Annotated in this window: 18 protein-coding genes; all 18 read right to left on the reverse strand. The window is 71.5% G+C overall.

What is annotated here, in order from left to right:
- Positions 1–229: 229 nt before the first annotated feature.
- Positions 230–2,848, reverse strand: coding sequence for an ATP-dependent Clp protease ATP-binding subunit (locus C1C97_RS10570; protein WP_110919364.1), 2,619 nt, complete (start codon positions 2,846–2,848; stop codon positions 230–232).
- A 278-nt stretch (positions 2,849–3,126) separates the two neighbouring features.
- A complete protein-coding gene (locus tag C1C97_RS10575; protein ID WP_110920257.1) occupies positions 3,127–3,468 on the reverse strand; it encodes a histone-like nucleoid-structuring protein Lsr2 in 342 nt (113 codons plus the stop codon).
- A gap of 564 nt (positions 3,469–4,032) precedes the next feature.
- Entirely contained in the window at positions 4,033–5,565 is a 1,533-nt protein-coding gene (gene lysS / locus C1C97_RS10585) for a lysine--tRNA ligase (RefSeq protein ID WP_121031760.1), read from the reverse strand.
- 24 nt (positions 5,566–5,589) lie between these two features.
- On the reverse strand, positions 5,590–6,432 hold the full coding sequence (panC, locus tag C1C97_RS10590; protein WP_407657280.1) for a pantoate--beta-alanine ligase: 843 nt from the start codon (positions 6,430–6,432) through the stop codon (positions 5,590–5,592).
- 2 nt (positions 6,433–6,434) lie between these two features.
- Positions 6,435–7,541 carry a Rossmann-like and DUF2520 domain-containing protein gene (locus tag C1C97_RS10595; protein ID WP_233542888.1) on the reverse strand — a complete coding sequence of 369 codons (1,107 nt, stop codon included), beginning with the start codon at positions 7,539–7,541 and terminating at the stop codon, positions 6,435–6,437.
- An 83-nt stretch (positions 7,542–7,624) separates the two neighbouring features.
- Positions 7,625–9,259 carry a PH domain-containing protein gene (locus C1C97_RS10600; RefSeq protein ID WP_121031764.1) on the reverse strand — a complete coding sequence of 545 codons (1,635 nt, stop codon included), beginning with the start codon at positions 9,257–9,259 and terminating at the stop codon, positions 7,625–7,627.
- Positions 9,256–9,771 carry a PH domain-containing protein gene (locus C1C97_RS10605; protein ID WP_110920262.1) on the reverse strand — a complete coding sequence of 172 codons (516 nt, stop codon included), beginning with the start codon at positions 9,769–9,771 and terminating at the stop codon, positions 9,256–9,258. The genes C1C97_RS10600 and C1C97_RS10605 overlap by 4 nt, the downstream gene beginning before the upstream one ends.
- Entirely contained in the window at positions 9,755–10,309 is a 555-nt protein-coding gene (locus tag C1C97_RS10610) for a DUF3180 domain-containing protein (RefSeq protein ID WP_121031766.1), read from the reverse strand. The genes C1C97_RS10605 and C1C97_RS10610 overlap by 17 nt, the downstream gene beginning before the upstream one ends.
- The gene (gene folK / locus C1C97_RS10615; protein ID WP_121031768.1) at positions 10,297–10,833 is read right to left on the reverse strand and encodes a 2-amino-4-hydroxy-6-hydroxymethyldihydropteridine diphosphokinase; all 537 of its coding nucleotides are present in this window, start codon (positions 10,831–10,833) and stop codon (positions 10,297–10,299) included. Before folK ends, C1C97_RS10610 begins: the two co-directional genes overlap by 13 nt.
- Positions 10,833–11,246: a dihydroneopterin aldolase gene (gene folB, locus C1C97_RS10620; protein ID WP_121031770.1), complete on the reverse strand. Its 414-nt coding sequence runs from the start codon at positions 11,244–11,246 to the stop codon at positions 10,833–10,835. Before folB ends, folK begins: the two co-directional genes overlap by 1 nt.
- 6 nt (positions 11,247–11,252) lie before the next feature.
- Complete coding sequence (gene folP, locus C1C97_RS10625) at positions 11,253–12,197, reverse strand: dihydropteroate synthase (RefSeq protein ID WP_121031772.1); 945 nt, start codon at positions 12,195–12,197, stop codon at positions 11,253–11,255.
- Positions 12,194–12,850 carry a GTP cyclohydrolase I FolE gene (gene folE / locus C1C97_RS10630; RefSeq protein ID WP_121031774.1) on the reverse strand — a complete coding sequence of 219 codons (657 nt, stop codon included), beginning with the start codon at positions 12,848–12,850 and terminating at the stop codon, positions 12,194–12,196. Before folE ends, folP begins: the two co-directional genes overlap by 4 nt.
- Positions 12,851–14,980, reverse strand: a complete 2,130-nt coding sequence (gene ftsH, locus C1C97_RS10635) for an ATP-dependent zinc metalloprotease FtsH (RefSeq protein WP_110920268.1) — start codon at positions 14,978–14,980, stop codon at positions 12,851–12,853.
- 233 nt (positions 14,981–15,213) lie between these two features.
- Positions 15,214–15,765 carry a hypoxanthine phosphoribosyltransferase gene (hpt, locus tag C1C97_RS10640; protein WP_110920269.1) on the reverse strand — a complete coding sequence of 184 codons (552 nt, stop codon included), beginning with the start codon at positions 15,763–15,765 and terminating at the stop codon, positions 15,214–15,216.
- Positions 15,762–17,054 carry a tRNA lysidine(34) synthetase TilS gene (gene tilS / locus C1C97_RS12625; RefSeq protein ID WP_233542889.1) on the reverse strand — a complete coding sequence of 431 codons (1,293 nt, stop codon included), beginning with the start codon at positions 17,052–17,054 and terminating at the stop codon, positions 15,762–15,764. Before tilS ends, hpt begins: the two co-directional genes overlap by 4 nt.
- A 1-nt stretch (position 17,055) precedes the next feature.
- The gene (locus tag C1C97_RS10655) at positions 17,056–17,517 is read right to left on the reverse strand and encodes a DNA-binding protein (protein WP_199712249.1); all 462 of its coding nucleotides are present in this window, start codon (positions 17,515–17,517) and stop codon (positions 17,056–17,058) included.
- Between the two features lie 52 nt (positions 17,518–17,569).
- Positions 17,570–18,667, reverse strand: a complete 1,098-nt coding sequence (locus C1C97_RS10660; RefSeq protein WP_121031776.1) for a zinc-dependent metalloprotease — start codon at positions 18,665–18,667, stop codon at positions 17,570–17,572.
- Positions 18,668–18,798: 131 nt separating this feature from the next.
- A complete protein-coding gene (gene dacB / locus C1C97_RS10665) occupies positions 18,799–20,289 on the reverse strand; it encodes a D-alanyl-D-alanine carboxypeptidase/D-alanyl-D-alanine endopeptidase (protein ID WP_121031778.1) in 1,491 nt (496 codons plus the stop codon).
- Between the last annotated feature and the right edge of the window lie 160 nt (positions 20,290–20,449).

Below are 20,449 nucleotides of genomic sequence, written 5' to 3' on the forward strand. Positions count from 1 at the left end.
CGGCGCCTTGCACCCGATCCGCGCGGGGGCAGGCGCGGAACGGGCGGGCGCACCGACGCCGCGGGCTGCGGGCACCGGGGCACCAGGGTGGAACGTGCCGGCACCCGGGGGGGGGACCCACCGGACACGCGAGCGGGCGGCGTCGTGAACCGCTGTGGTCCACGACGCCGCCCGCTCGCGTGTGCCGCGGTGGCGCCTGGATCGCTGCCGGGCCCGCCGCGGGGGAGGATCAGGCCTGTGCCTGCGCCGCTCCCCCTCCGGTGTCACCGCCGGTGTGCGGTGACCGCGGAACGTCCTTGCCGGACTGGCTGTCGTCGTTGTCCGAGAGGGTGGGAGTGCTCTCGATCTCCCGGATCTCCTCGTCGGACAGCTCGGACATGGGCGTGGAGGAGAAGGTGAAGGCGGCGTCGTCGCCCTCGCCCGCCACGTCCACCGTGATCTTCTCGCCCGAGGCGATCTCGCCGAAGAGGATCCGCTCCGATAGCTGGTCCTCGATCTCCCGCTGCATGGTGCGGCGCAGCGGCCGGGCGCCCATGGCGGGGTCGTAGCCCTTCTTCGCCACGAGCTGCTTGGCGGGATCGGTGAGCGTGATGGACATGTCCTGCTCACGCAGCCGCTGCTGCAGCCGTGCGACGAAGAGGTCCACGATCTGCACGATCTCGGACTCGCTCAGCTGCGGGAACACGATGGTCTCGTCCACGCGGTTGAGGAACTCGGGGCGGAAGTGCTCCTTGAGCTCCTCCTGCACCTTCGCCTGCATGCGGTCGTAGGAGGTCGCGGCGTCCCCGCTGGCCTGGAAGCCCACCGGAACGGTGCGCGAGATGTCCCGGGTGCCCAGGTTGGTGGTCATGATGATCACCGTGTTCTTGAAGTCCACCACGCGGCCCTGCGAGTCGGTCAGACGGCCGTCCTCGAGGATCTGCAGCAGCGAGTTGAACAGGTCCTGGTGGGCCTTCTCGACCTCGTCGAAGAGCACCACCGAGAACGGCTTGCGGCGGACCTTCTCGGTTAGCTGCCCGCCCTCCTCGTAGCCCACGTACCCCGGAGGGGCACCGAAGAGCCGCGAGACGGTGTGCTTCTCCTGGTACTCGGACATGTCCAGGGTGATCAGGGCGTCCTCGTCACCGAAGAGGAACTCCGCCAGCGCCTTGGCCAGCTCGGTCTTGCCCACGCCGGTGGGGCCGGCGAAGATGAACGAGCCGCCCGGGCGGCGGGGATCCTTCAGGCCCGCACGGGTGCGCCGGATGGAGCGGGACAGGGCCTTGATGGCCTCGTTCTGCCCGATGACGCGCTTGTGCAGCTCGTCCTCCATGTGCAGCAGCCGCCCGGACTCCTCCTCGGAGAGCTTGTACACGGGCACGCCCGTGGACGCGGAGAGCACGTCCGAGATGACCTCGGGGGTGACCTCGGAGATCTGGTCGTCACCCTCGCGCCAGGCCTTGTCCTTCTCGTCCCGCTCGGCGATGAGCTTCTGCTCGGTGTCGCGCAGGGACGCGGCCTTCTCGAAGTCCTGACCCTCGATCGCGGCTTCCTTGGCCGCCTTGGTCTTCGAGATACGCTCCTCGAGGTCCTTGATCTCGGGCGGCGCGGTCATGCGCTTGATGCGCAGCCGCGCACCGGCCTCGTCGATCAGGTCGATGGCCTTGTCCGGCAGGAAACGGTCCGAGACGTAGCGCGCGGACATGCTCACGGCCGCCTCCAGGGCGTCGTCCGAGATGGACACGCGGTGGTGGGCCTCGTACTTGTCCCGCAGCCCCTTGAGGATCTCCACGGCGTGGGCCTCGGAGGGCTCGTCCACCTGGATGGGTTGGAAGCGCCGCTCCAGGGCGGCGTCCTTCTCGATGTGCTTGCGGTATTCGTCCAGCGTGGTGGCGCCGATGGTCTGCAGCTCGCCGCGCGCCAGCATGGGCTTGAGGATCGAGGCGGCGTCGATCGCGCCCTCGGCGGCACCCGCACCCACCAGGGTGTGGATCTCGTCGATGAACAGGATGATGTCCCCGCGGGTACGGATCTCCTTGAGCACCTTCTTCAGGCGCTCCTCGAAGTCACCGCGGTAGCGCGAACCGGCCACGAGGGAGCCGAGGTCCAGCGTGTAGAGCTGCTTGTCCTTCAGCGTCTCGGGGACGTCCCCGCGCACGATGGCCTGGGCGAGGCCCTCGACCACGGCGGTCTTGCCCACGCCGGGTTCACCGATCAGCACTGGGTTGTTCTTGGTGCGCCGGGAGAGCACCTGCATGACGCGCTCCATCTCGCGGTAGCGCCCGATGACGGGGTCCAGCTTGGACTCGCGCGCCGCCGCGGTCAGGTTGCGGCCGAACTGGTCCAGCACGGCGGAGCCCGCGGGGGTCCCCTCCGCGCGGCCGCCGCTGCCGACCCCGGCCGCTTCCTTCTCGCCCCCGGCGTTGCCGGACTGGTAGCCGGAGATGAGGTCCAGGACCGTGGAACGGACCTTGGCGGGATCCGCCCCGAGCTTGACCAGCACCTGGGAGGCCACGCCCTCGCCGGCACGGATGATGCCCAGCAGGATGTGCTCGGTGCCGATGTAGTTGTGTCCCAGCTGCAGCGCCTCGCGCAACGAGTGCTCCAGCACCTTCTTGGCGCGCGGCGTGAACGGGATGTGACCCGAGGGCGCCTGCTGGCCCGGGCCGATGATGTCCTGGACCTGCTCGCGTGCCGCGCTCAGCGTGATGCCCATGGAGTCGAGGGCCTTGGCGGCGACGCCCTCCCCCTCGTGGATCAGGCCGAGCAGCAGGTGCTCGGTGCCGATGTAGTTGTGGTTGAGCATCCTGGCCTCTTCCTGGGCCAGCACGACCACCCTGCGGGCACGGTCGGTGAAGCGTTCGAACATGGATACTCCTTCATTGATCTCTGCCACCGATGTTAGGCACCTGAATCTCCGCGTTGGGCACTGTTCGCCGCTGGCGCACGGTGTCCGGCTCACAGCGGAATTCCCCCCGATTAACCCCCCCGCCCCGCCGGTCCCCGGGCACACGGGGCCCAAGACGGCAGCGGCCGGAACACGCCTCACTGGCGTATTCCGGCCGCTGCTGCGGGATTACCGCCGCGGTGCGAACCCCACTGGTCCGCGCCGCGTGAAAAGCTAATTCTCGCGGTGGCGCGTGGAACTCACTTGCCGTTCGCCGCGTAGTACTTGTCCTGGATGTCCTGGTGGATCCGGCCGCGGTCCGAGACCTGCAGACCCTGCTCCTTGGCCCACGCGCGGATCTTGGGGGTCTCCGGGTTCCCGGAGCGGTTGGGACGGGTGGTGGTCCCGGTGCTGCGGGTGCCCTTGGCGGATGCCCGACGACCCGCGGCCACGTAGGGGCGCAGCGCGTCCCGCAGCTTGGTGGCGTTCTCCGAGCTGAGGTCGATCTCGTACTGGCCGCCGTCGAGACCGAAACGGACCGTCTCGTTCGCCTCGCCGCCGTCGATGTCGTCTTCCAGGATGATTTTCACCGTCTGAGCCATGGTCAGCTCCTCCAAACGCCCCAGGGGCCGTGTCGATCGAATGTTAGCGCCAGCAAATTCCCGGTGTGAAATGAAACACACCGCCGCAGCCGCACCGCCCTGTCAGCCATTCCCCTTGAAATTCACGCGGATCAACGTGGCAGGCGATAACGGGTCGGTGCGTGACAGGATTATTGCCGGATCACACGGACCATCATGGCATGCAATTCGGCGAATGTCATCACGGGCTATTGCCGACCATTCCGGTCCTCGGGGGAATCGCGAATGGGAATGCTGTTCCTGAGTCCCAGCCCACGCTGTTTCCCGGGTTTTTCCTGCTCATACCCGAAAGGCGCCCTGTCCCCCTCACGCTCACGCACCGCTCGATACCACTGCTCGGCGTCCTCCTGAGCGTGGTTCTGGGCGGTGCGCTCCGTGCGGTCCCCCCGCAGCAACCACCGGATGACCAGGTAGAAGATGACGCCCACTCCCAGGGAGGGTGCGAAAACGGCCACGTATTCCATGATGCTGAGGGTCCTCTCCGGGACTGGGCGGTTGCTGGGCGCGCGGAGTGCACGCGGTGGGTCACTCGGGTTTCATGAGCGGAAAGAGAATGGTCTCCCGGATCCCGAGGTTCGTGAAGAGCATGATGAGTCGGTCCAGACCGAGGCCCAGGCCGCCCATCGGAGGGGCGCCGTGCTCCAGGGCCCGCAGGAAGTCCTCGTCCAGCTGCATGGCCTCGTCGTCCCCGGCCGCGGCGAGCCGCGACTGCTCCACCAGCCGCTCCCGCTGCACCACGGGGTCCACCAGTTCGGAGAATGCCGTACCGCGCTCCATCCCGCCGATGATCAGGTCCCACGCCTCGATGATCCCGGGCTCGCTGCGGTGCGGACGTGCCAGGGGCTGGGCGGCCGGCGGATAGTCGTACACGAACGTGGGCTGGATCAGGGTGGGTTCCACGATTTCCTCGAAGAGCTCCATCACGAGTTTCTGCTCGTCCCACGCGGGATTCACGGGGATATCCCGTTCGGCGGCAATGGCCCGCAGGTCGGCCGCGGAGGTCCGGGGGGTGATCTCCTGCCCCACTACCTCGGACAGTCCCGGGTACACGGCCACCCACTCCCATTCACCGAACAATTCGATCCGGCCCTGCGGGGTGTCGATACCCTCCACGCCGAGCACGCGGGCACATTCCTGGATGATCTCGCGAATCCGCTCCGCCATGACGAATTGGTCCGCGTACGCCTCGTAGGCCTCGAGCGTGGTGAATTCCGGGCTGTGGGAGGAATCCACGCCCTCGTTGCGGAATACCCGGCCGAGTTCGAAGACCCGATCGATGCCCCCCACGACCGCGCGCTTGAGGTAGAGCTCCGTGGCGATGCGCAGGGTCATCTCCTGGTCGAACGCGTTCAGGTGCGTCTCGAACGGACGCGCCGCCGCACCACCGTGCACGAGCTGCAGCATGGGAGTCTCGATCTCTACGTACCCGTGCTCCTCCATGACGCGCCGCACGGTGCGGGTGATCAGGGAACGGGTGAGGACGACGTCGCGCGCCTCCTGGCGCACGATCAGGTCCAGGTAGCGCTGGCGCACCCGGGTCTCCTCGTTGAGCTCCTTGTGCATGGTGGGCAGCGGTCGCAGGGCCTTGGACGCGAGGGTCCAGGAATCGGCCATGACGGAGAGCTCACCGCGGCGTGAACTGACCACGCGGCCGGTGATGGCCACGAAGTCTCCGAGATCAACCACGGCCTTCCACTGCGCCAGCGCCTCGTCCCCCACGTTGGCCTTGGACAGCATGGCCTGCAGCCGGGTGCCGTCCCCCTCCTGGACGGTGGCGAAGCACAGCTTGCCCGTGTTGCGCACGTGCACCACGCGACCGGCCACGGTCACCACGTGGTCCGTCTCCTCACCGGCCTCGAGGTGGCCGAAGTCCGCGCGCACCCGCGCGAGGGTGGTGGTGCGGTTCACGCCCACGGGGTAGGGCTCCATCCCGGCGTCCGCCGCGGCCTGCCGCTTGGCAGCGCGCACCGCCATCTGGTCGTTGAGCTCGTGGGCGCTGAGCTCCGGATCGGAGCCGGTGGGCTGGGCGGGAACGGTGGTATCAGGCTGCTCGGTCACAGTGGACCAGGATACCGGTCCCGCTCAGATGCGCATGTTGTCGATCAGGCGGGTGGGCCCCACCCATGCGGCCACGAGCGCCAGGGCACCGGGAGCCGGGTCCACCAGTTCCAGGTCCTGCGGATCCACGGTCACGAGGTAGTCCAGCCGGACCTCCGGCTCGGCGGCCACGCGCTCGCGTGCCTGCTCCAGCGTGAGCTCCCCGGCGGCCAGCGCCACCAGCGTGCGGTGGAGCACGAGTGCGTGCTCGGCCTGCTCCGCGGAGAGGTACTGGTTGCGCGAGGACAGCGCGAGCCCCCGTTCGGAGCGCACGATGGGCACCGGGCGGATCTCCACGCGGTGGTCGAAATCACGCACCATGCGCTGCATCAGGAGCAGCTGCTGCGCATCCTTCTCCCCGAAGTAGGCCCGGAACGGGATCCGCGGACCGGGAGCCATGATGGTGAACAGCTTGTTCACCACGGTCAGGGCGCCGTCGAAGTGCCCGGGCCGGGTGGCGCCCTCGAGCACCGCCCCCGCCGTTCCGGAGGTCACGGACACCACGGGCGCACCACCGGGGTACATCTCCTCCACCGGCGGCGCGAACACGAGGTCCACACCCTCCGCGGCGAGCGCGGCCACGTCCTGCGCCAGCTGCCGCGGGTAGCTCTCGAAGTCCTCGCCGGGGCCGAACTGCAGCGGGTTCACGAACACGGACACGACGGCCAGATCGTTCTCGGCCCGCGTGCGCCTCGCGATCTCCAGGTGCCCGTGGTGCAGTGCGCCCATGGTGGGCAGCAGTCCCACGGTGGCCGCACCGGCCGCCACACGGGCTGCGATCTCCTCGCGCAGCTGCGCCACGGTGGTGCACACCACGGGTTGCGTCACGGTCACTCCTCGTCCTCGAGCGCGGCCGTCACCGCGCGGTACGTCGTCCCGTCCAGTCTGCCGGACGCCAGCGCGCGCCGAGCCGTCTGGCGTCCCAGGGCACGGTACCCGGCCAGCAGCTGCTCTCCGGCATTCCCGGGGGCGGCCGCCCGCGCTGTGCCGGATGCGTGCTCGTTCCCCGGCACCACGGCGCGGCCCTCGCCCGCACGCGGAGCAGCCGTGGCGCCGTCGTCCCCCGCGGCCTGCTGCCGGGACGCGGTGCCGTGGGCGTCCCCGGGTGCGCGGGCGACGTCGCCGTCCCCGACCCGCGAGGCGCCGGCACCCGGTGCCGCGCGGTCCCCCGCGAGCTCACGCAGCGCGGCCACGTGGGCCGCCACCGTGGTGACGTCCCCCCGGGCCACCGGCCCGGTGAGTGCGCTCTCCCCCGAGGCCAGGGCGTTGTCCACCGTGGCGCGGGCCAGCGGGCCGAGCACACGGTCCGGGTGCTCCACCCCGATCTCGCCGAGCAGCTGCATGGACTCGCCGAGCACCGTCATCACGTGGTTGGAACCGTGCGCGAGTGCCGCGTGGTAGAGCGGCCGGTCCGCCTCCGCGATCACCACCGGCTCGGCGCCCATCTCCACCACGAGCGCCTGCGCGATGGGGAGCACGGGGGCCGCGGCGGTGACCCCGAAGCTGCAGTCCACGAGCCGCTGCAGGTCCAGGCTGAGGCCGGTGAACGTCATGGCGGGGTGCACGGCCAGTCCGATGCCGCCCGCGGCGCGCACCGGTTCCAGGACGTCCGTGCCGTAGCGGCCCGCGGTGTGCACCACGAGCTGACCCGGCTGCCACGCACCGGTGGCGGCCAGCCCGCTCACGAGACCGGGGAGCTGATCGTCCGGCACGGCCAGCAGCACCAGCTCGCTGCGCTCCACGACGGTCTGCACGTCCAGCACAGGGACGTCCGGCAGCAGCGCCGCGGCACGCTCCCTGCTCTGCTCCGACGACGCGTGCACGCCCACCACCGCGTGGCCCGCCGCTCGCAGTGCGGCGCCGAGGACGGCCCCCACCCTGCCCGCGCTGATGACGCCCACGCCGAGGCGACCGGGGCGGTGACTGGGTTGGGACATGTGAGAACTCCTTGCGGGGAACGAGGTGCCGCGGTGGGCGGCACGCACAGGGTAGCGCAGGGGCACCCGGCCGTGACCGGGACTCAGCCGTCGGACCGCCCGATGGGTGCCCGCTCGAGCATCCCGCCGTTGACCCGGTCGCGGGCGGCGCGGGCCAGCTCCGCCTGGCGCCGCTGCAGCTCCCGGGCCTGTTCGACGTCCAGGTGGTCCACCGAGGTGGTCACCGATCCCGGGATGGTGTGCACCGCGAAGCCGCTCAGGCGCATCCGACGGTCCACCGGGCCCTGGGCCAGGGCCGTGGACTGCGTCTTGTGGTGCGGGATCACACTGGTGTGCCGGGTGAGCCTGCCGCCGCGCAGCACCAGGGAGGAGTCGTCCATGGCGTACCCGGTGCGCCGCCACGTGATGGGATCCAGCCAGCGGGCGCGGCGGGGACTCGTGGTGAACGCTCCCGTGCCGCCGATGCCGTTCAGTCCCTCCGACACCAGCTCCACGGGGATCTCTTCGAGCGGCAGCAGCAGCTCCAGGACCTCCCGGACGTTCTCGGCCGTTCCCACCGGCAGCACCAGGGAGCCGAGGCTCTCGGCGTCCGCCGCTCCGCCCTTGCCCGCGGTGACCACCACCACGCGGTGGCCGTCGAAGAAGCGCCACAGCAGGGGTTTGGTGACCTCCAGGGCCTGGACCCGCCCCGTAGGAAGCGTGGAGGACCGTTCGTTGAACAGCCCCGCGCGGGTGCGCACCCCCGAGGGGACCTCGCTCAGGGTGAATCCCCAGCTCTTCTCGAGCCGCGAGTACAGGCCCGAGATCACGGCCAGCAGGAAGGGGAGGACGGAGGGGAGCACCACGATCAGCGCGCCGGGGAACCACGCGGTCGAGACCAGCGAGACGACGGCCAGCACCGCCACGACCACCGCGGGCGGCGAGCACACCAGGCTCAGGACCACCCGTCCCGTGGGCACCGTGGACACCCGCCGCAGCTCGTCCTGCTCACCGAGCAGACCGTGCTTCTGCGCCACCCGCACGTCCACGCCGTCGCGCGGACCGCGGCGGCCGGGGCCCTTGCCGGCCGCGTCCGGCCGGTCGGTGAGGTCCCCGACCGTGGCGGCCGCCGGATCCCCGTCGCCCGTGCCCTGCAACTGCGCCTGCGCGGGGTCCTCCTGCGCGGCCGCCCGGTGCGCGGCCGCGAGCAGCTGCTCACGGAGCTGGCGGGCGTGGTCCCGCCGCAGGTAGGAGAGCTCCATGGCGCTGATGCCGCCGTCGGCCACGTCGAACTTGAGGGAGGCGAGCCCCAGGATGCGCGGCAGGAACCGGCGTTCGATGTCGATGCCCTGCACACGGTCCAGGCGCGCCTGACGCTGGGTGCGGAAGAGCCAGCCGCTGCGGAAGCGCACGTGCTCGTCCGTGATCTGGTACCTGGTGAACCACCAGGAGAGCAGCCCGAGCCCGATCAGCAGGCCCAGGACCCCGCACAGGACGGCCAGCGCGAGACCCGCGCCGACCAGCTGGACCGCCCCGCCCACGTCCACGTTGATCGGTTCGTGCTTGACCAGGGCGGAGATCACGTCGTCCAGGAACGTGTTGCCGATCCCCCACACGAGCGCCACCAGCAGCAGCCAGCTGCGCACGAAGGGGGTGAACGGGTGGACCCGGTGCCACACGCCCTCGGCGTCGCGCGAGGGCCCGTGCTCCGCGGGGGACTGCGTGCCGCGGCCCGTCACAGCCCCACCATGTGCTCTTCTCCGCGCTCCGTGAGCTGCTCGCGCAACCGGTCGGCTTCCTCCCGGGGCAGCCCGGGCAGGACGGCGTCCGTGCTCGCGGAGGCGGTGTGGAGGGTGACCGAGGCCAGCCTGAAGGCGTTGAGCACCGGCCCGGTCTTGATGTCCACGTACTGCATCCGGCCGTAGGGCACCACCGTGACGGTGCGGAAGAACAGGCCCTTGCGCAGCCACAGCTCCGTGGGCGCCTCGGCGTAGCCGATGGCGCGCACCCGGCGCGGGACCAGCAGGAGGTTGACCGCGCCCCAGACCAGGGCGACCGCGGGCGGCAGCCACAGCCACCACGGGGTCGGGCCACCCCACACCCCGAACAGTCCGAGCAGCAGCGGGACGGCCAGGACCGCGGTCCACACCACGGTGGAGATGGCCGTTCCGATCAGGCGCACCGTGACGTAGGCGGGTGAGACCTGGCGCCAGGCCAGGCCCGGCGGGCCGAGTTCAGTGGTCGCGGGCATATCCTCCCTCTCCGGTGGGGTACGGGTCCGGCCTCCCACCGTAGGGGGTTTCCTCCTCCGCGTCCGGGTCATCGGGCGGGAGTCGGCAGGATTTCTCCACGACCCACCCGAGCACCGCCAGGGCGATCCCCGCGACCACCTGCGCAATGCACTGCCACAGCGGCTCCTGCGTGGAGCGCATGCCGAGCAGCGCCAGCTGGTCCACACCGATCCCCGCGTGCCACCCCGCGCACAGGGCCCCGTAGTAGGCGGTGGCCTGCGCGGCCGCCGCGGTTCCCACGGCCCACACGGGGTCGTACGGTGCGCGGCGCGCCGGATCACGACGCCGCCCCGCCGCCTTCCCGGGGTTCCGGTAGGCCCGCAGCCGAAGCCACAGGTACCCCACCGCGAGGGCCGCCGCGAGCTCCGCGAGCAGACTCGCCCACGGCAGGATCAGCAGGCTCCGGTGGGCGCCGCCCACCACGTGGTTGATGCTCCACCCCACGGCTGCCGCCACGGCCGCGGCCGCCACGAGGGACAGCAGGTTCAGGTATCGCACGGGGGCTCCTCCGGTCGCAGGGCGTGGTCCGTCACGGTCAGGCCCGCCCGGTCCGCAGCGGTGCGCGCCAGTTCCCGCACGGGTGTCCCCTCCAGTGCGGCGTGGGGGTCCATGAGGGCCCACGGCACCAGCACGAAAGCCCGTTGCGCGGCGCGGGGGTGCGGGAGCAGCAGCCGCGGATCCGCACTGCGCACGCCCTCGAAGCACACCACGTCCAGGTCCAGTGTGCGGGGACCCCAGCGCACCTCGCGCGTGCGGCCGTGCTCGTTCTCGATCCGCTGGCACGCCTCCAGCACCTGCAGCGGCGTGAGCTCGGTGGCCAGTTCCACCACGGCGTTGAGGTAGTCCGGGGAGTCCCGCGGGCCGCCCACGGAGCGGGTCTCCACCACGGGCGAGCAGGCCGCGACGGTGATCCCGGGGGTCGCCGCCAGCCCGGCCACGGCCGCGCGCAGCACCGCCGGCCGGTCCCCCAGGTTCGCACCCAGGGCCACGACGCAGCGAACGGGAGCGCCCGGGCCCGGCATCAGCTGCCGTCCTCCGTGTGACCGGCCCGGGTGCGGAAGATGCTGACGGCCACGTCCGAGAAGGTCACGTCGATCGGTGCCTTGGGTTTGTGCACCGTGACGTCCAGCGCGGTGATGGCCGGGAAACGGTCCAGCAGCTGGCCCGCGATCTCCTCGGCGAGGGACTCGATGAGCTGGAACCGGGTGCCGATGATGATCTCCCGCACCAGCTCGGCGACCTCCCCGTAGTGCACGGTGCGGGTGAGGTCGTCGGTGGCACCGGCGGGATGCAGGTCCACGTAGAGCACGAGGTCCACGAAGAACGGCTGGCCGCTGCGGCGTTCCTTCTCGAGCACGCCGTGGTAGCCCACGGCACCGAGCCCGGTGAGCGTGATGCGATCCCTGCGGCTGGGATCGGGGGTGCGCTTGTTCATGGTGTTTCAGCTCCCAACGGTTCGGGGGCGCAGGACGGGCGGTTCGACGCCCAGCCACGCGTGGGCGGTGGCCACCGCGTCCACCGTGGCTGCGACGTCGTGCACGCGCACGGCCCACGCTCCCCCGAACGCGGACAGTGCGCTGATGGCGGCGGTGGCGGTGTCCCGTTCCGTGACCGGGCGGGGTGCCCCGTCCGTGGCGAGCAGGGCACCCAGGAAGCGCTTGCGGGAGGCCGCTACGAGTACCCGGTGCCCCAGCTCCTGGAAGCGGGGCAGGGCTCGCAGCAGCTCCCAGTCCTGGCCGCCGGCCTTGGCGAAACCGAGACCGGGATCGATGATGAGCCGCTCCGGCCGGACCCCCGCGGAGCGGAGCCGCTCCCGGACCTCGCGCAGCTCCCGCAGCACGTCCCCCACGGTGTCCTCGTAGTCGGTCAGGGAGGTCATGGTCTCGGGGGTGCCGCGCGAGTGCATGAGGACGTAGGGCACCCCGCTGCTCCCGGCGAACTCGACCATCTCCGGGCTCACGTTGGTGCCCGAGACGTCATTGACGAGCTGCGCGCCCGCGGCCACCGCCCGCTCGGCCGTGCTCGCGTGGAAGGTGTCCACGCTGACCACGACGCCCCGGGCGGTGAGCTCACGGATCACGGACAGCACCCGGCGCTGCTCCTGCGCCGGGTCCACCCGCTGCGAGTGCGGCCGGGTGGACTCCCCGCCCACGTCCACGATGTCCGCGCCCTGCTCCGCGAGCCGGATGCCGTGCGCCACCGCGGCGCGCTCGGTGGCGTGGCGGCCGCCGTCGCTGAAGGAGTCGGGGGTGACGTTGAGGATGCCCATCACCAGGGTGCGGTCGGTGGGCAGCGCCTCGAAGGTGCCCCAGCCGAGGGCGTGACCCGCCGGGCGCACCGCGCCGGCGGTGGCGTCCTGGTCGGGGGCCTCGCGCGGGGCGCTCATCGGGTGTGCCCGGACGCGATCAGGTTCATGGCCTCGGCGCGCGTGGCGGGATTGCGCAGCTGCCCCCGAACCGCGGAGGTCACGGTCCTGGCCCCGGGTTTGCGCACCCCGCGCATGGACATGCACAGGTGCTCGCACTCGACCACCACGATCGCACCGGCGGGATGTAGGTGCTCCACCAGCGCCTCCACCACCTGCGTGGTGAGCCGCTCCTGGACCTGGGGCCGCCTGGCGTAGAGGTCCACCAGGCGCGCGAGCTTGGAGAGCCCGGTGACCTTGCCCTCCGGGCCCGGGATGTACCCCACGTGCGCCACCCCGTGGAACGGCACCAGGTGGTGCTCGCACGTGGAGTAGAACGGGACGTCACGCACCAGCACCATCTCGGAGTGCCCGATGTCGAAGGACGTGGCCAGCAGCTCCGTGGGGTCCTGGTGCAGCCCCGCGAAGACCTCTGCGTAGGACCTGGCGACCCGGGCCGGGGTGTCCCGCAGCCCGTTGCGGTCGGGGTCCTCGCCCACCGCCAGGAGGATCTCACGCACCGCGGCGGCAATGCGCGGCTGGTCCACGGCGGGGGCGCTCTCAGCGCTCTCGAGGTACTCGGCGTAGGACCCGGAGACCGGCTCCGGGAGCTGTTCGTGGTGCGACGGTGCCATTCAGCGGTTCTCCCGCCGGACACCACCCGGTTCCTGACCGGAGCCGTCGCCGGAGGTGCTGCCGGAACCGGACTGTCCCTCGCCGCCGGGCTGCGGGTCCTGGTGCTCGGGCACCTCCAGGGGGTGCTCCGGCTTGGCCGCGACCGCCTGGTCCTGCGGGGCCATGGTGCCGGGGTCCTGCAGGTTCTTCCGGCGTGCCTCCTCGCGCTCGGCGGAGGTCACCACCGGCGGGATGTCGGAGACCTCGCGCTCCTCACCGGACTGCCACACGGGGCGCAGGTCCCGCTTGGTCACGTCGCGGAAGATCTCCCGGATCTGCGCTTCGTTGAGGGTCTCCTTCTCCAGCAGCTCCAGGGCCAGCCGGTCCAGCACGGGTCGGTTCTCGAGCAGGATCTGGTGGGCCTCGGTGTGGGCCTGCTCGAGGAGCACACGCACCTCGTCGTCCACGACGGCCAGGGTGCGGTCCGAGTACTCCTTGGACCCCGAACCCATCTCGCGACCCACGAACGGGTCCGAGTTGTCCCCGCCGATCTTCACGGAGCCGATCCGCGAGCTCATGCCGTACTGGGTGACCATCTTGCGGGCCGTGTCCGTGGCCTTCTGGATGTCGTTGGAGGCTCCCGTGGAGGGATCGTGGAACACGATCTCCTCCGCCGCGCGACCGCCCATGGCGTAGGCCATCTGGTCCAGCAGCTCGTTGCGGGTGGTGGAGTACTTGTCGTCCGAGGGCATGACCATGGTGTAGCCCAGGGCCCGGCCGCGCGGCAGGATGGTGATCTTGGTGACCGGATCCGTGTTGCGCAGCGCCGCGGCCACCAGGGCGTGACCGCCCTCGTGGTACGCGGTGACCTTGCGCTCGAGCTCCTTCATCACGCGGGAGCGCTTCTGCGGGCCGGCGATCACGCGGTCGATGGCCTCGTCCACGGCGCGGTCGTCGATCAGCTGGGCGTGGGACCGGGCGGTCAGCAGGGCGGCCTCGTTCATCACGTTGGCCAGTTCCGCGCCGGTGAATCCGGGGGTGCGCTTGGCCACGGAGGCCAGGTCCACGTTGGTGGCGAGCGGCTTGTTCTTGGCGTGCACCCGCAGGATCTGTTCGCGGCCCTTCATGTCCGGGGCGTCCACGCCGATCTGACGGTCGAAGCGCCCGGGGCGCAGCAGTGCGGGGTCCAGGACGTCCGGCCGGTTGGTGGCGGCGATCAGGATCACGTTGGTGTTGGCGTCGAAGCCGTCCATCTCCACGAGCAGCTGGTTCAGGGTCTGCTCGCGCTCGTCGTTGCCGCCGCCCATGCCGGCACCGCGCTGGCGGCCCACGGCGTCGATCTCGTCCACGAAGATGATGGCCGGGGAGTTCTCCTTGGCCTGCTGGAAGAGGTCACGGACACGGGAGGCGCCCACACCCACGAACATCTCCACGAAGTCCGAGCCGGAGATGGAGTAGAACGGCACACCGGCCTCGCCGGCGACGGCCTTGGCCAGCAGGGTCTTGCCGGTGCCGGGAGGGCCGTAGAGCAGCACGCCCTTGGGGACCTTGGCGCCCACGGCGGTGAAGCGGTCGTGCTCCACGAGGAACTGCTTGATCTCGTCGAGCTCCTGGACGGCCTCGTCCGCACCGGCCACGTCCGTGAAGGTGACCTCGGAGTTCTCCTTGTTGAACATCTTGGCCTTGGACCGGCCGAACTTCATGGCCTGCCCGCCCGTCTGCATGCGGGAGAAGATGAACCAGAAGAGCCCCATGATGATCAGGAACGGCAGCAGGAAGCGCACCAGGGACAGGAACCAGTTGTTCTCCACCGGCTGGTCCGTGAAGCCCTCCAGGTGGGCGTCGTTGACGCTGCGCACCACGTCCTCGGCGCGGGGCTCCACGTAGTAGAACTCCACGTCCTTGCCCAGGTTCTGGTCGTCCTGGTTCAGGTCGTCCTTGAGGGAGAGCTCCACCTTCTGCTCGCCGTCGTAGATCTTGGCTTCCTTGACCTTGCCGTCGTGCAGCAGGTTCAGGCCCACGTTGGTGTCCACCCGGGACGTGGTGGGGCTGAAGAAGCTGGCGCCCACGGGCACCAGGACCAGGATGGCCAGAAGGATCCAGAAGAATGGACCCTTGAAGAAACTCGTGGGTTTTTTTGCCGTGGCCAAGCCGTTGATCCTCCCGTGGACGTGACACGCTCCATGCCGACTCACCGCCCTGCGGAACGTCCTCCGGGACCCGGGGGTTCAGACACGGCAGCCGTGGCGCGTATGGCACAATCTATCGCTTCGAGTGACGCCGCAGCGTCCCGTGCGCCGCCCGTTCTTTCACAGCGCACACGGATGGGTCACGGTACACGCCGCGTCCCGGTGTCCACTGGGTGCGACCCCGGGACCCCGCGTCAGGCGTAGACGTGCGGGGCGAGTGTGGCGATGCACTCCAGGTTGCGGTACTGCTCGGCGAAGTCCAGCCCGTAGCCCACCACGAACTCGTTGGGGATGTCCCACCCCACGTAGCGGACGTCGATGCTCGTCTTCATGGCGTCCGGCTTGCGCAGCAGCGTGCAGATCTCCACCGAGTTGGGGCCGCGGGACTCCAGGTTGGTGCGCAGCCAGGACAGCGTGAGACCGGAGTCGATCACGTCCTCCACGATCAGCACGTCCTTGCCGTGCAGGTCCGTATCCAGGTCCTTTAGGATGCGCACCACGCCGGAGGACTTGGTCCCGGAGCCGTAGGAGGAGACCGCCATCCAGTCCATGGGGTACTGCCCCTCGAGCTCCCGCATGAGGTCCGCCATGACCATCACCGCGCCCTTGAGCACACCCACCAGCAGGACCTCTCGCCCGCGGTAGTCGTGGTCGATCTGCTGGGCGAGCTCACGGACCTTCTGGGCGATCTGTTCCTTGGTGAACAGCACACCGCTCAGATCGGCGTCGACGTGTTCGGGCTTCACTGGGCACTCCCGGGGTTGTACTGGTCGCTCGTTCTGCGCTGCGGCGGGGGCGTGGGCCCACCGCGCAGCTCCAGGCACCCTCGCGCGTGAACCGCGTCGGAGCGATGCCGCCAGGCTGCCACCTTACCCGCCATCTGCACGGGACCCGCGGCGCCGTAGCCCAGGGCGAAGTCCTCCAGGGCCCCCAGCCGTTCGAACGTGGGTGTCTCGCCGCCGGCGCGCAGGCACGCCCTGGCGAGCACACGACGTCGCAGGGCCGCGGGGGTGGCCTGCAGGGCCGCGCAGTCCAGGACCACGGACGACGCCGCCGTCCCCGCTCCGGGCCCCGGTCCACCGCTCGCGGCGGTGGCGTCCCAGCGGTCGGGACCGGGGTGCCCCGCGGGGCCGCCGGGCGTGCCGGTGCCGCACGGCGCGCGGGAGGGGCCGGGAGCCTGCGCGGCGCCCGTGCGCGCAGGAGTGACGAGGGCGGCGTCGAACGCCGCTGCCGCCTGCTCGTCCAGGAGGTCCGCATCCGCACCGAGCACCGACGCCGTGCGCGCCAGTGCCCGCCCGACCCCCGGTCCCAGCTGCGCCTCCAGGTACGGCAGCACCTCGTGCCGGATGCGCGAACGGGTGAGGGCGGTGTCCGCGTTGCTGGGGTCCCGCCACGGTGCCAGCCCCTCCGCGGCGCAGACCGTCTCGGTCTCCGCCCGCGTGACGTTCAGGAAGGGCCGCAGGTACAGCACGCCGTCCTTGACGCACCGCTGCGGCATCCCGGACAGGGAACGGGTTCCGGACCCCCGGGTCAGACCCAGCAGCACCGTCTCGGCCTGGTCGTCACGGGTGTGTCCCAGCAGCACCGCCGCGGCCCCGGTGCGCCGCGCCACGGCGCGCAACGCCCCGTAGCGCGCGAGTCGCGCGGCCATCTCCGGTCCCGTGTGCTCCCGCGTCACGGTCACCCGCTCCACGGCAACCGGGTCCAGTCCCATCCCCCGCAGCGTCCGAGCCGCGGTCCGGGCCACGTCCGCCGAGCCCTCCTGCAGCTGGTGGTCCACGACCACCGCACCCACGCGCAGCGCACCGCGGCGCAGCAGGTGGGCCGCGGCCGCCGCCAGCGCGAGGGAGTCCGCGCCGCCGCTGCACGCGACGAGCACGAGCGGTGGCCCGGGATCCGCACCGTCCGCCGCGCGCACCGGCGGGTCCGGCTCACGGCGGTCCGTTCCGGTCAGCGGTGCCACGGTGCGCGACACGGCCCGCCGCGCACGGGCCACCACCGGGTTCAGGCGGCCGCTGCGACCCTGCTGCGCCACCTCAGCCCTGGGACGTCGCGGCGCGCTGCGCGGTCTCTTCGGCCATGGCCAGCACCTTGGAGAGCACCGGCGTGGAGTCCCCCAGCATCACGAGAGCGCGTTCAAGCTCCCCCACCGGGACCACGGAGGCCAGGGCGGACACGGCATCCGTGTCCTTGGTGATGCCCGTGCGGATCTGCGACGTGGAGAGCACCGGCTGCGATGCCTCCACCCGGGACAAGACGGCCTCGGGGTCCGAGGCCCCCGCGCTGTCCTCGAGCATGACGAGGCGTTCGTAGACCGCCGGGTTGCCGATCTTGATGCGTCTGCCGCTGATGAGTTGGGAGAGCATCGGAGCGGAGAGACCCAGGACCTGGGCCAGTCTGCGCTGCGTGATGCCGTAGGCCCCCACCACGGCGCCAAAACGCTCTGACAGCGGCTGACCGTACAGCCGGATCTGCTGATTGATGTTTTCAGAGCTCACGGGCTCATCTTGGCACACGGACCATGGGGAAATCCCCGGGGTGCCCCGCGGCTCAGGGGAGCACGCGGTCCAGCCACGCCTGCGGGTCGTGGATCTCCGCTTCCGTGGGCAGGGTCTCCGGCGAGCTCCACACCGTGTTGAAGCGCTCCATGCCGGCCCGCTCCACCACGTGCTCCACGAACTTCTGGCCGTTGCTGTACTGGCGCATCTTGGCGTCCAGGCCCAGCAGGGACCGGATGAACCGGTCCAGGGCCCCGTGGGTGGCGGAACGGGAGTCGAAGCGGCGGCGGATGGTCTTCACGGACGGCACGATGCTCGCGTCCACGGCGTCCATCACGGCGTTGGCGTGCCCCTCGAGCAGGGACATCACGGCGGTGACGTGGGAGAGCGTCTCACGCTCCGCGTCCGTGAGCACGTGGGTCAGCGGACCCAGACCCGAGTCCGGGCGGGCACCCTTGGAGCGCCCCGTGAGCGAGGCCCCCGCGGCCCGCAGCCGCTGCCACGCGGTGGCGTCCAGCGAGCCGAGCCGGGAGATCTGGCCCAGCATGTGGTCCCGCAGCCAGGGTGCGGCCGCGAACTGGACGCGGTGGGTCTGCTCGTGCAGGCACACCCACAGCCGGAAGTCCTCGGGTGAGACGTTGAGCTCCCGCTCGGTCCACAGCACGTTCGGGGCCACGAACATGAGCCGTCCGCCCGGGTGCGAGCGGGCCGCCCGCTCGGAGACGAGCCCCGCGTAGGGGTCGTACTGGCCCAGCACCTTGGAGGAGAGGAAGCCCACCAGCGCGCCCATCTCCGCGGCGGCGGCGGTGGGTGCGAGACCGCGCAGGGCGGCGTCGAACGTGGCGGTGTCCTTGGTGCGCAGGCGGTCGAACACCGGCTGCATGAGCACCTCGAAGGTCTGGATGTTGGCCTTGGACCACCCGGCGCGATCCACCACGAGCACGGTGGAGTCCCGGAGGTTCTCGGCGGCGTCCAGGCCGGTGATGGCGTGGACGTGGTGCACGGACTCGTGCGCGAAGTACCGCAGGGACTCCACGGCCCGTGACATCTCGCGGGGCTCGGGGGTGGGGCCGGGAGGGGCCACCTTCGCGGCGATCTGCGCGGCCGCATCCCAGTCCACGAGCGAACGCTGCGTCAGTTCTTGGCTCATGCCCTCACTCAACCACAGGGCACCGACCGGCACACGAGCGGCGGCTGGCAAAGTGCCGAGCCCGCGGTGCGCCGGGATCGTTGCGCACCGGGGTCGCAGCACACCCGGACCGGATCGCGGTGCGATTGGCCTCACGAGGACGTCGCGAGCGCCGCCACCGTGCGGTCCACACTGTCCTTGGCGTCCGCGGTGCGCCCGGCCACGCCGTTGAGCACCACGGAGTACACCAGGACCCGGCCGTCCGGGCGCTGCACGTATCCCGTCAGCGCCACCACGTCCAGCAGGGTCCCGGTCTTTGCCCGGGACACGCCCCGGGCCGCGGCCTCGGGGGCGTCGTCGAAGCGCTCGGCCAGGGTCCCCGAGCCGCCGGCCACGGGCAGCCCGCGCCCGTAGGGACCGAAGCGCGGTTCGCGGAGCAGCGTGCCCACCGTGCGCAGAAGCGCGGTGGCGGTGACGCGGTTGTCGGGTGCCATCCCGCTCGCGTCCAGCACGCGCAGCCCGGCGGTGTCGATCCCGTGCGCGCGCAGGGCGGCGGGCAGCATCTGCCGCACCCCGTCCACTCCGGGCTCCCGGCCGGAGCGCGCGGCGGCCACCCGCGCGAGCGCCTCCGCCAGCGAGTTGTCCGAGTGCGCGAGCATGTACGCGCTCTGCTCGTGGACGGGTGCGGACTCCACGCGCGCCAGCTCCGCCGCGTCCGCGGGCGCCGGCGCCGATCCCCGGACGGTGACGTGGACGCCGTGTCCCAGCCGGTCCCGCAGCTGCCGGGCGAACTCCTCCGCCGCGGCCCGGGCGGGATCGGCGGGCCGGTCCCCCGCGCTGCCGGGGTCCGCGCCGTCCGCCGCGGGCACCCGGTGGGAGTACAGGGCGATGGGCGAGACCCGCGTGATCTCCCCGGACTCCACGTCCTCCCGCTGCCACGCCGGGTTGCGGTCCGGGCCGGTGAACAGGTTCGTGTCCACCGCCACCGTGAGCCCGCCCGACGCCGCGTCCGCAGAACGCTCCCGCAGGGCACGGGCGGTGCGCTCCGCGAGGGTCCCCAGACCGGCACGGCCGTTGACCGCCGCTGGGTCGCCCTCACCGGGAGCCAGCAGGGTGTCCCCGCCGGCCACCAGGGTGAGGGAGCGCAGGTCGGGGCCGCCGACCACCGTGGTGGCCAGCCGGTCGTAGGGGTCCACCGCCTCGGCGATGCTCAGAGCCGTCAGCAGCTTCTGGTTCGAGGCCGGGACCATCGGGCGGGTCTGCTCGCGGCCCGCGAGCAGGGCGTCCTCCCCCGCCTCGCTCACGGCCACCGCCGCCGTCCCCGGAGCGCCGTCCAGACCGGTGCGCAGGGCGCGTTCCACGGCCTCCGCGGTCACGCGGTCCCCGCTCCCGGACGTCTCCGCACCGTTCCCGGCGGACCCGTCCGCTCCGGGCGACGACGCCGCGGCTGGGGCCCGCGAGGCGACGGGGGGCGAGTCCTGCAGCGCGGCGTGCGCCTGCCGCCACTGCGCCGCCGGACGCAGCTCGGCCAGCAGCGCGGGGAGCGCGAAGACCGCCGGGCCGGCCACGGCGAGCGCCAGCAGGACGCACAGCAGCGGCCGGAGTGGCGCGTGCCCGGGCGATCGGGGCGGGGTGGACGGCATGGCCCCATTGTCCTGCGCCCCTCCGACGGGGACAACGCTCCTGCACCCGGACGGCCCACGGTGCCCGGGTGCGGTGGCCGCGGCCGGTATCGTGGAGGCATCTGCCCATGGCCCGGCCACCGCTGCGCGGCCACCGTGGGCGCCGGGTGAGCGAGCTGCC

The sequence above is a fragment of the Kocuria tytonis genome (assembly GCF_003226895.2).
In the GTDB taxonomy this organism is placed as follows: domain Bacteria; phylum Actinomycetota; class Actinomycetes; order Actinomycetales; family Micrococcaceae; genus Kocuria; species Kocuria tytonis.

Coding starts and splice junctions, on each gene's coding strand:
- C1C97_RS10570 (WP_110919364.1), bottom strand. CDS start 2,848: ATGTTCGAACGCTTCACCGACCGTGCCCGCAGGGTGGTCGTGCTGGCC.
- folE (WP_121031774.1), bottom strand. CDS start 12,850: ATGGCACCGTCGCACCACGAACAGCTCCCGGAGCCGGTCTCCGGGTCC.
- dacB (WP_121031778.1), bottom strand. CDS start 20,289: ATGCCGTCCACCCCGCCCCGATCGCCCGGGCACGCGCCACTCCGGCCG.
- folB (WP_121031770.1), bottom strand. CDS start 11,246: ATGAACAAGCGCACCCCCGATCCCAGCCGCAGGGATCGCATCACGCTC.
- folP (WP_121031772.1), bottom strand. CDS start 12,197: ATGAGCGCCCCGCGCGAGGCCCCCGACCAGGACGCCACCGCCGGCGCG.
- C1C97_RS10595 (WP_233542888.1), bottom strand. CDS start 7,541: ATGTCCCAACCCAGTCACCGCCCCGGTCGCCTCGGCGTGGGCGTCATC.
- folK (WP_121031768.1), bottom strand. CDS start 10,833: ATGCCGGGCCCGGGCGCTCCCGTTCGCTGCGTCGTGGCCCTGGGTGCG.
- C1C97_RS10605 (WP_110920262.1), bottom strand. CDS start 9,771: ATGCCCGCGACCACTGAACTCGGCCCGCCGGGCCTGGCCTGGCGCCAG.
- C1C97_RS10660 (WP_121031776.1), bottom strand. CDS start 18,667: ATGAGCCAAGAACTGACGCAGCGTTCGCTCGTGGACTGGGATGCGGCC.
- C1C97_RS10575 (WP_110920257.1), bottom strand. CDS start 3,468: ATGGCTCAGACGGTGAAAATCATCCTGGAAGACGACATCGACGGCGGC.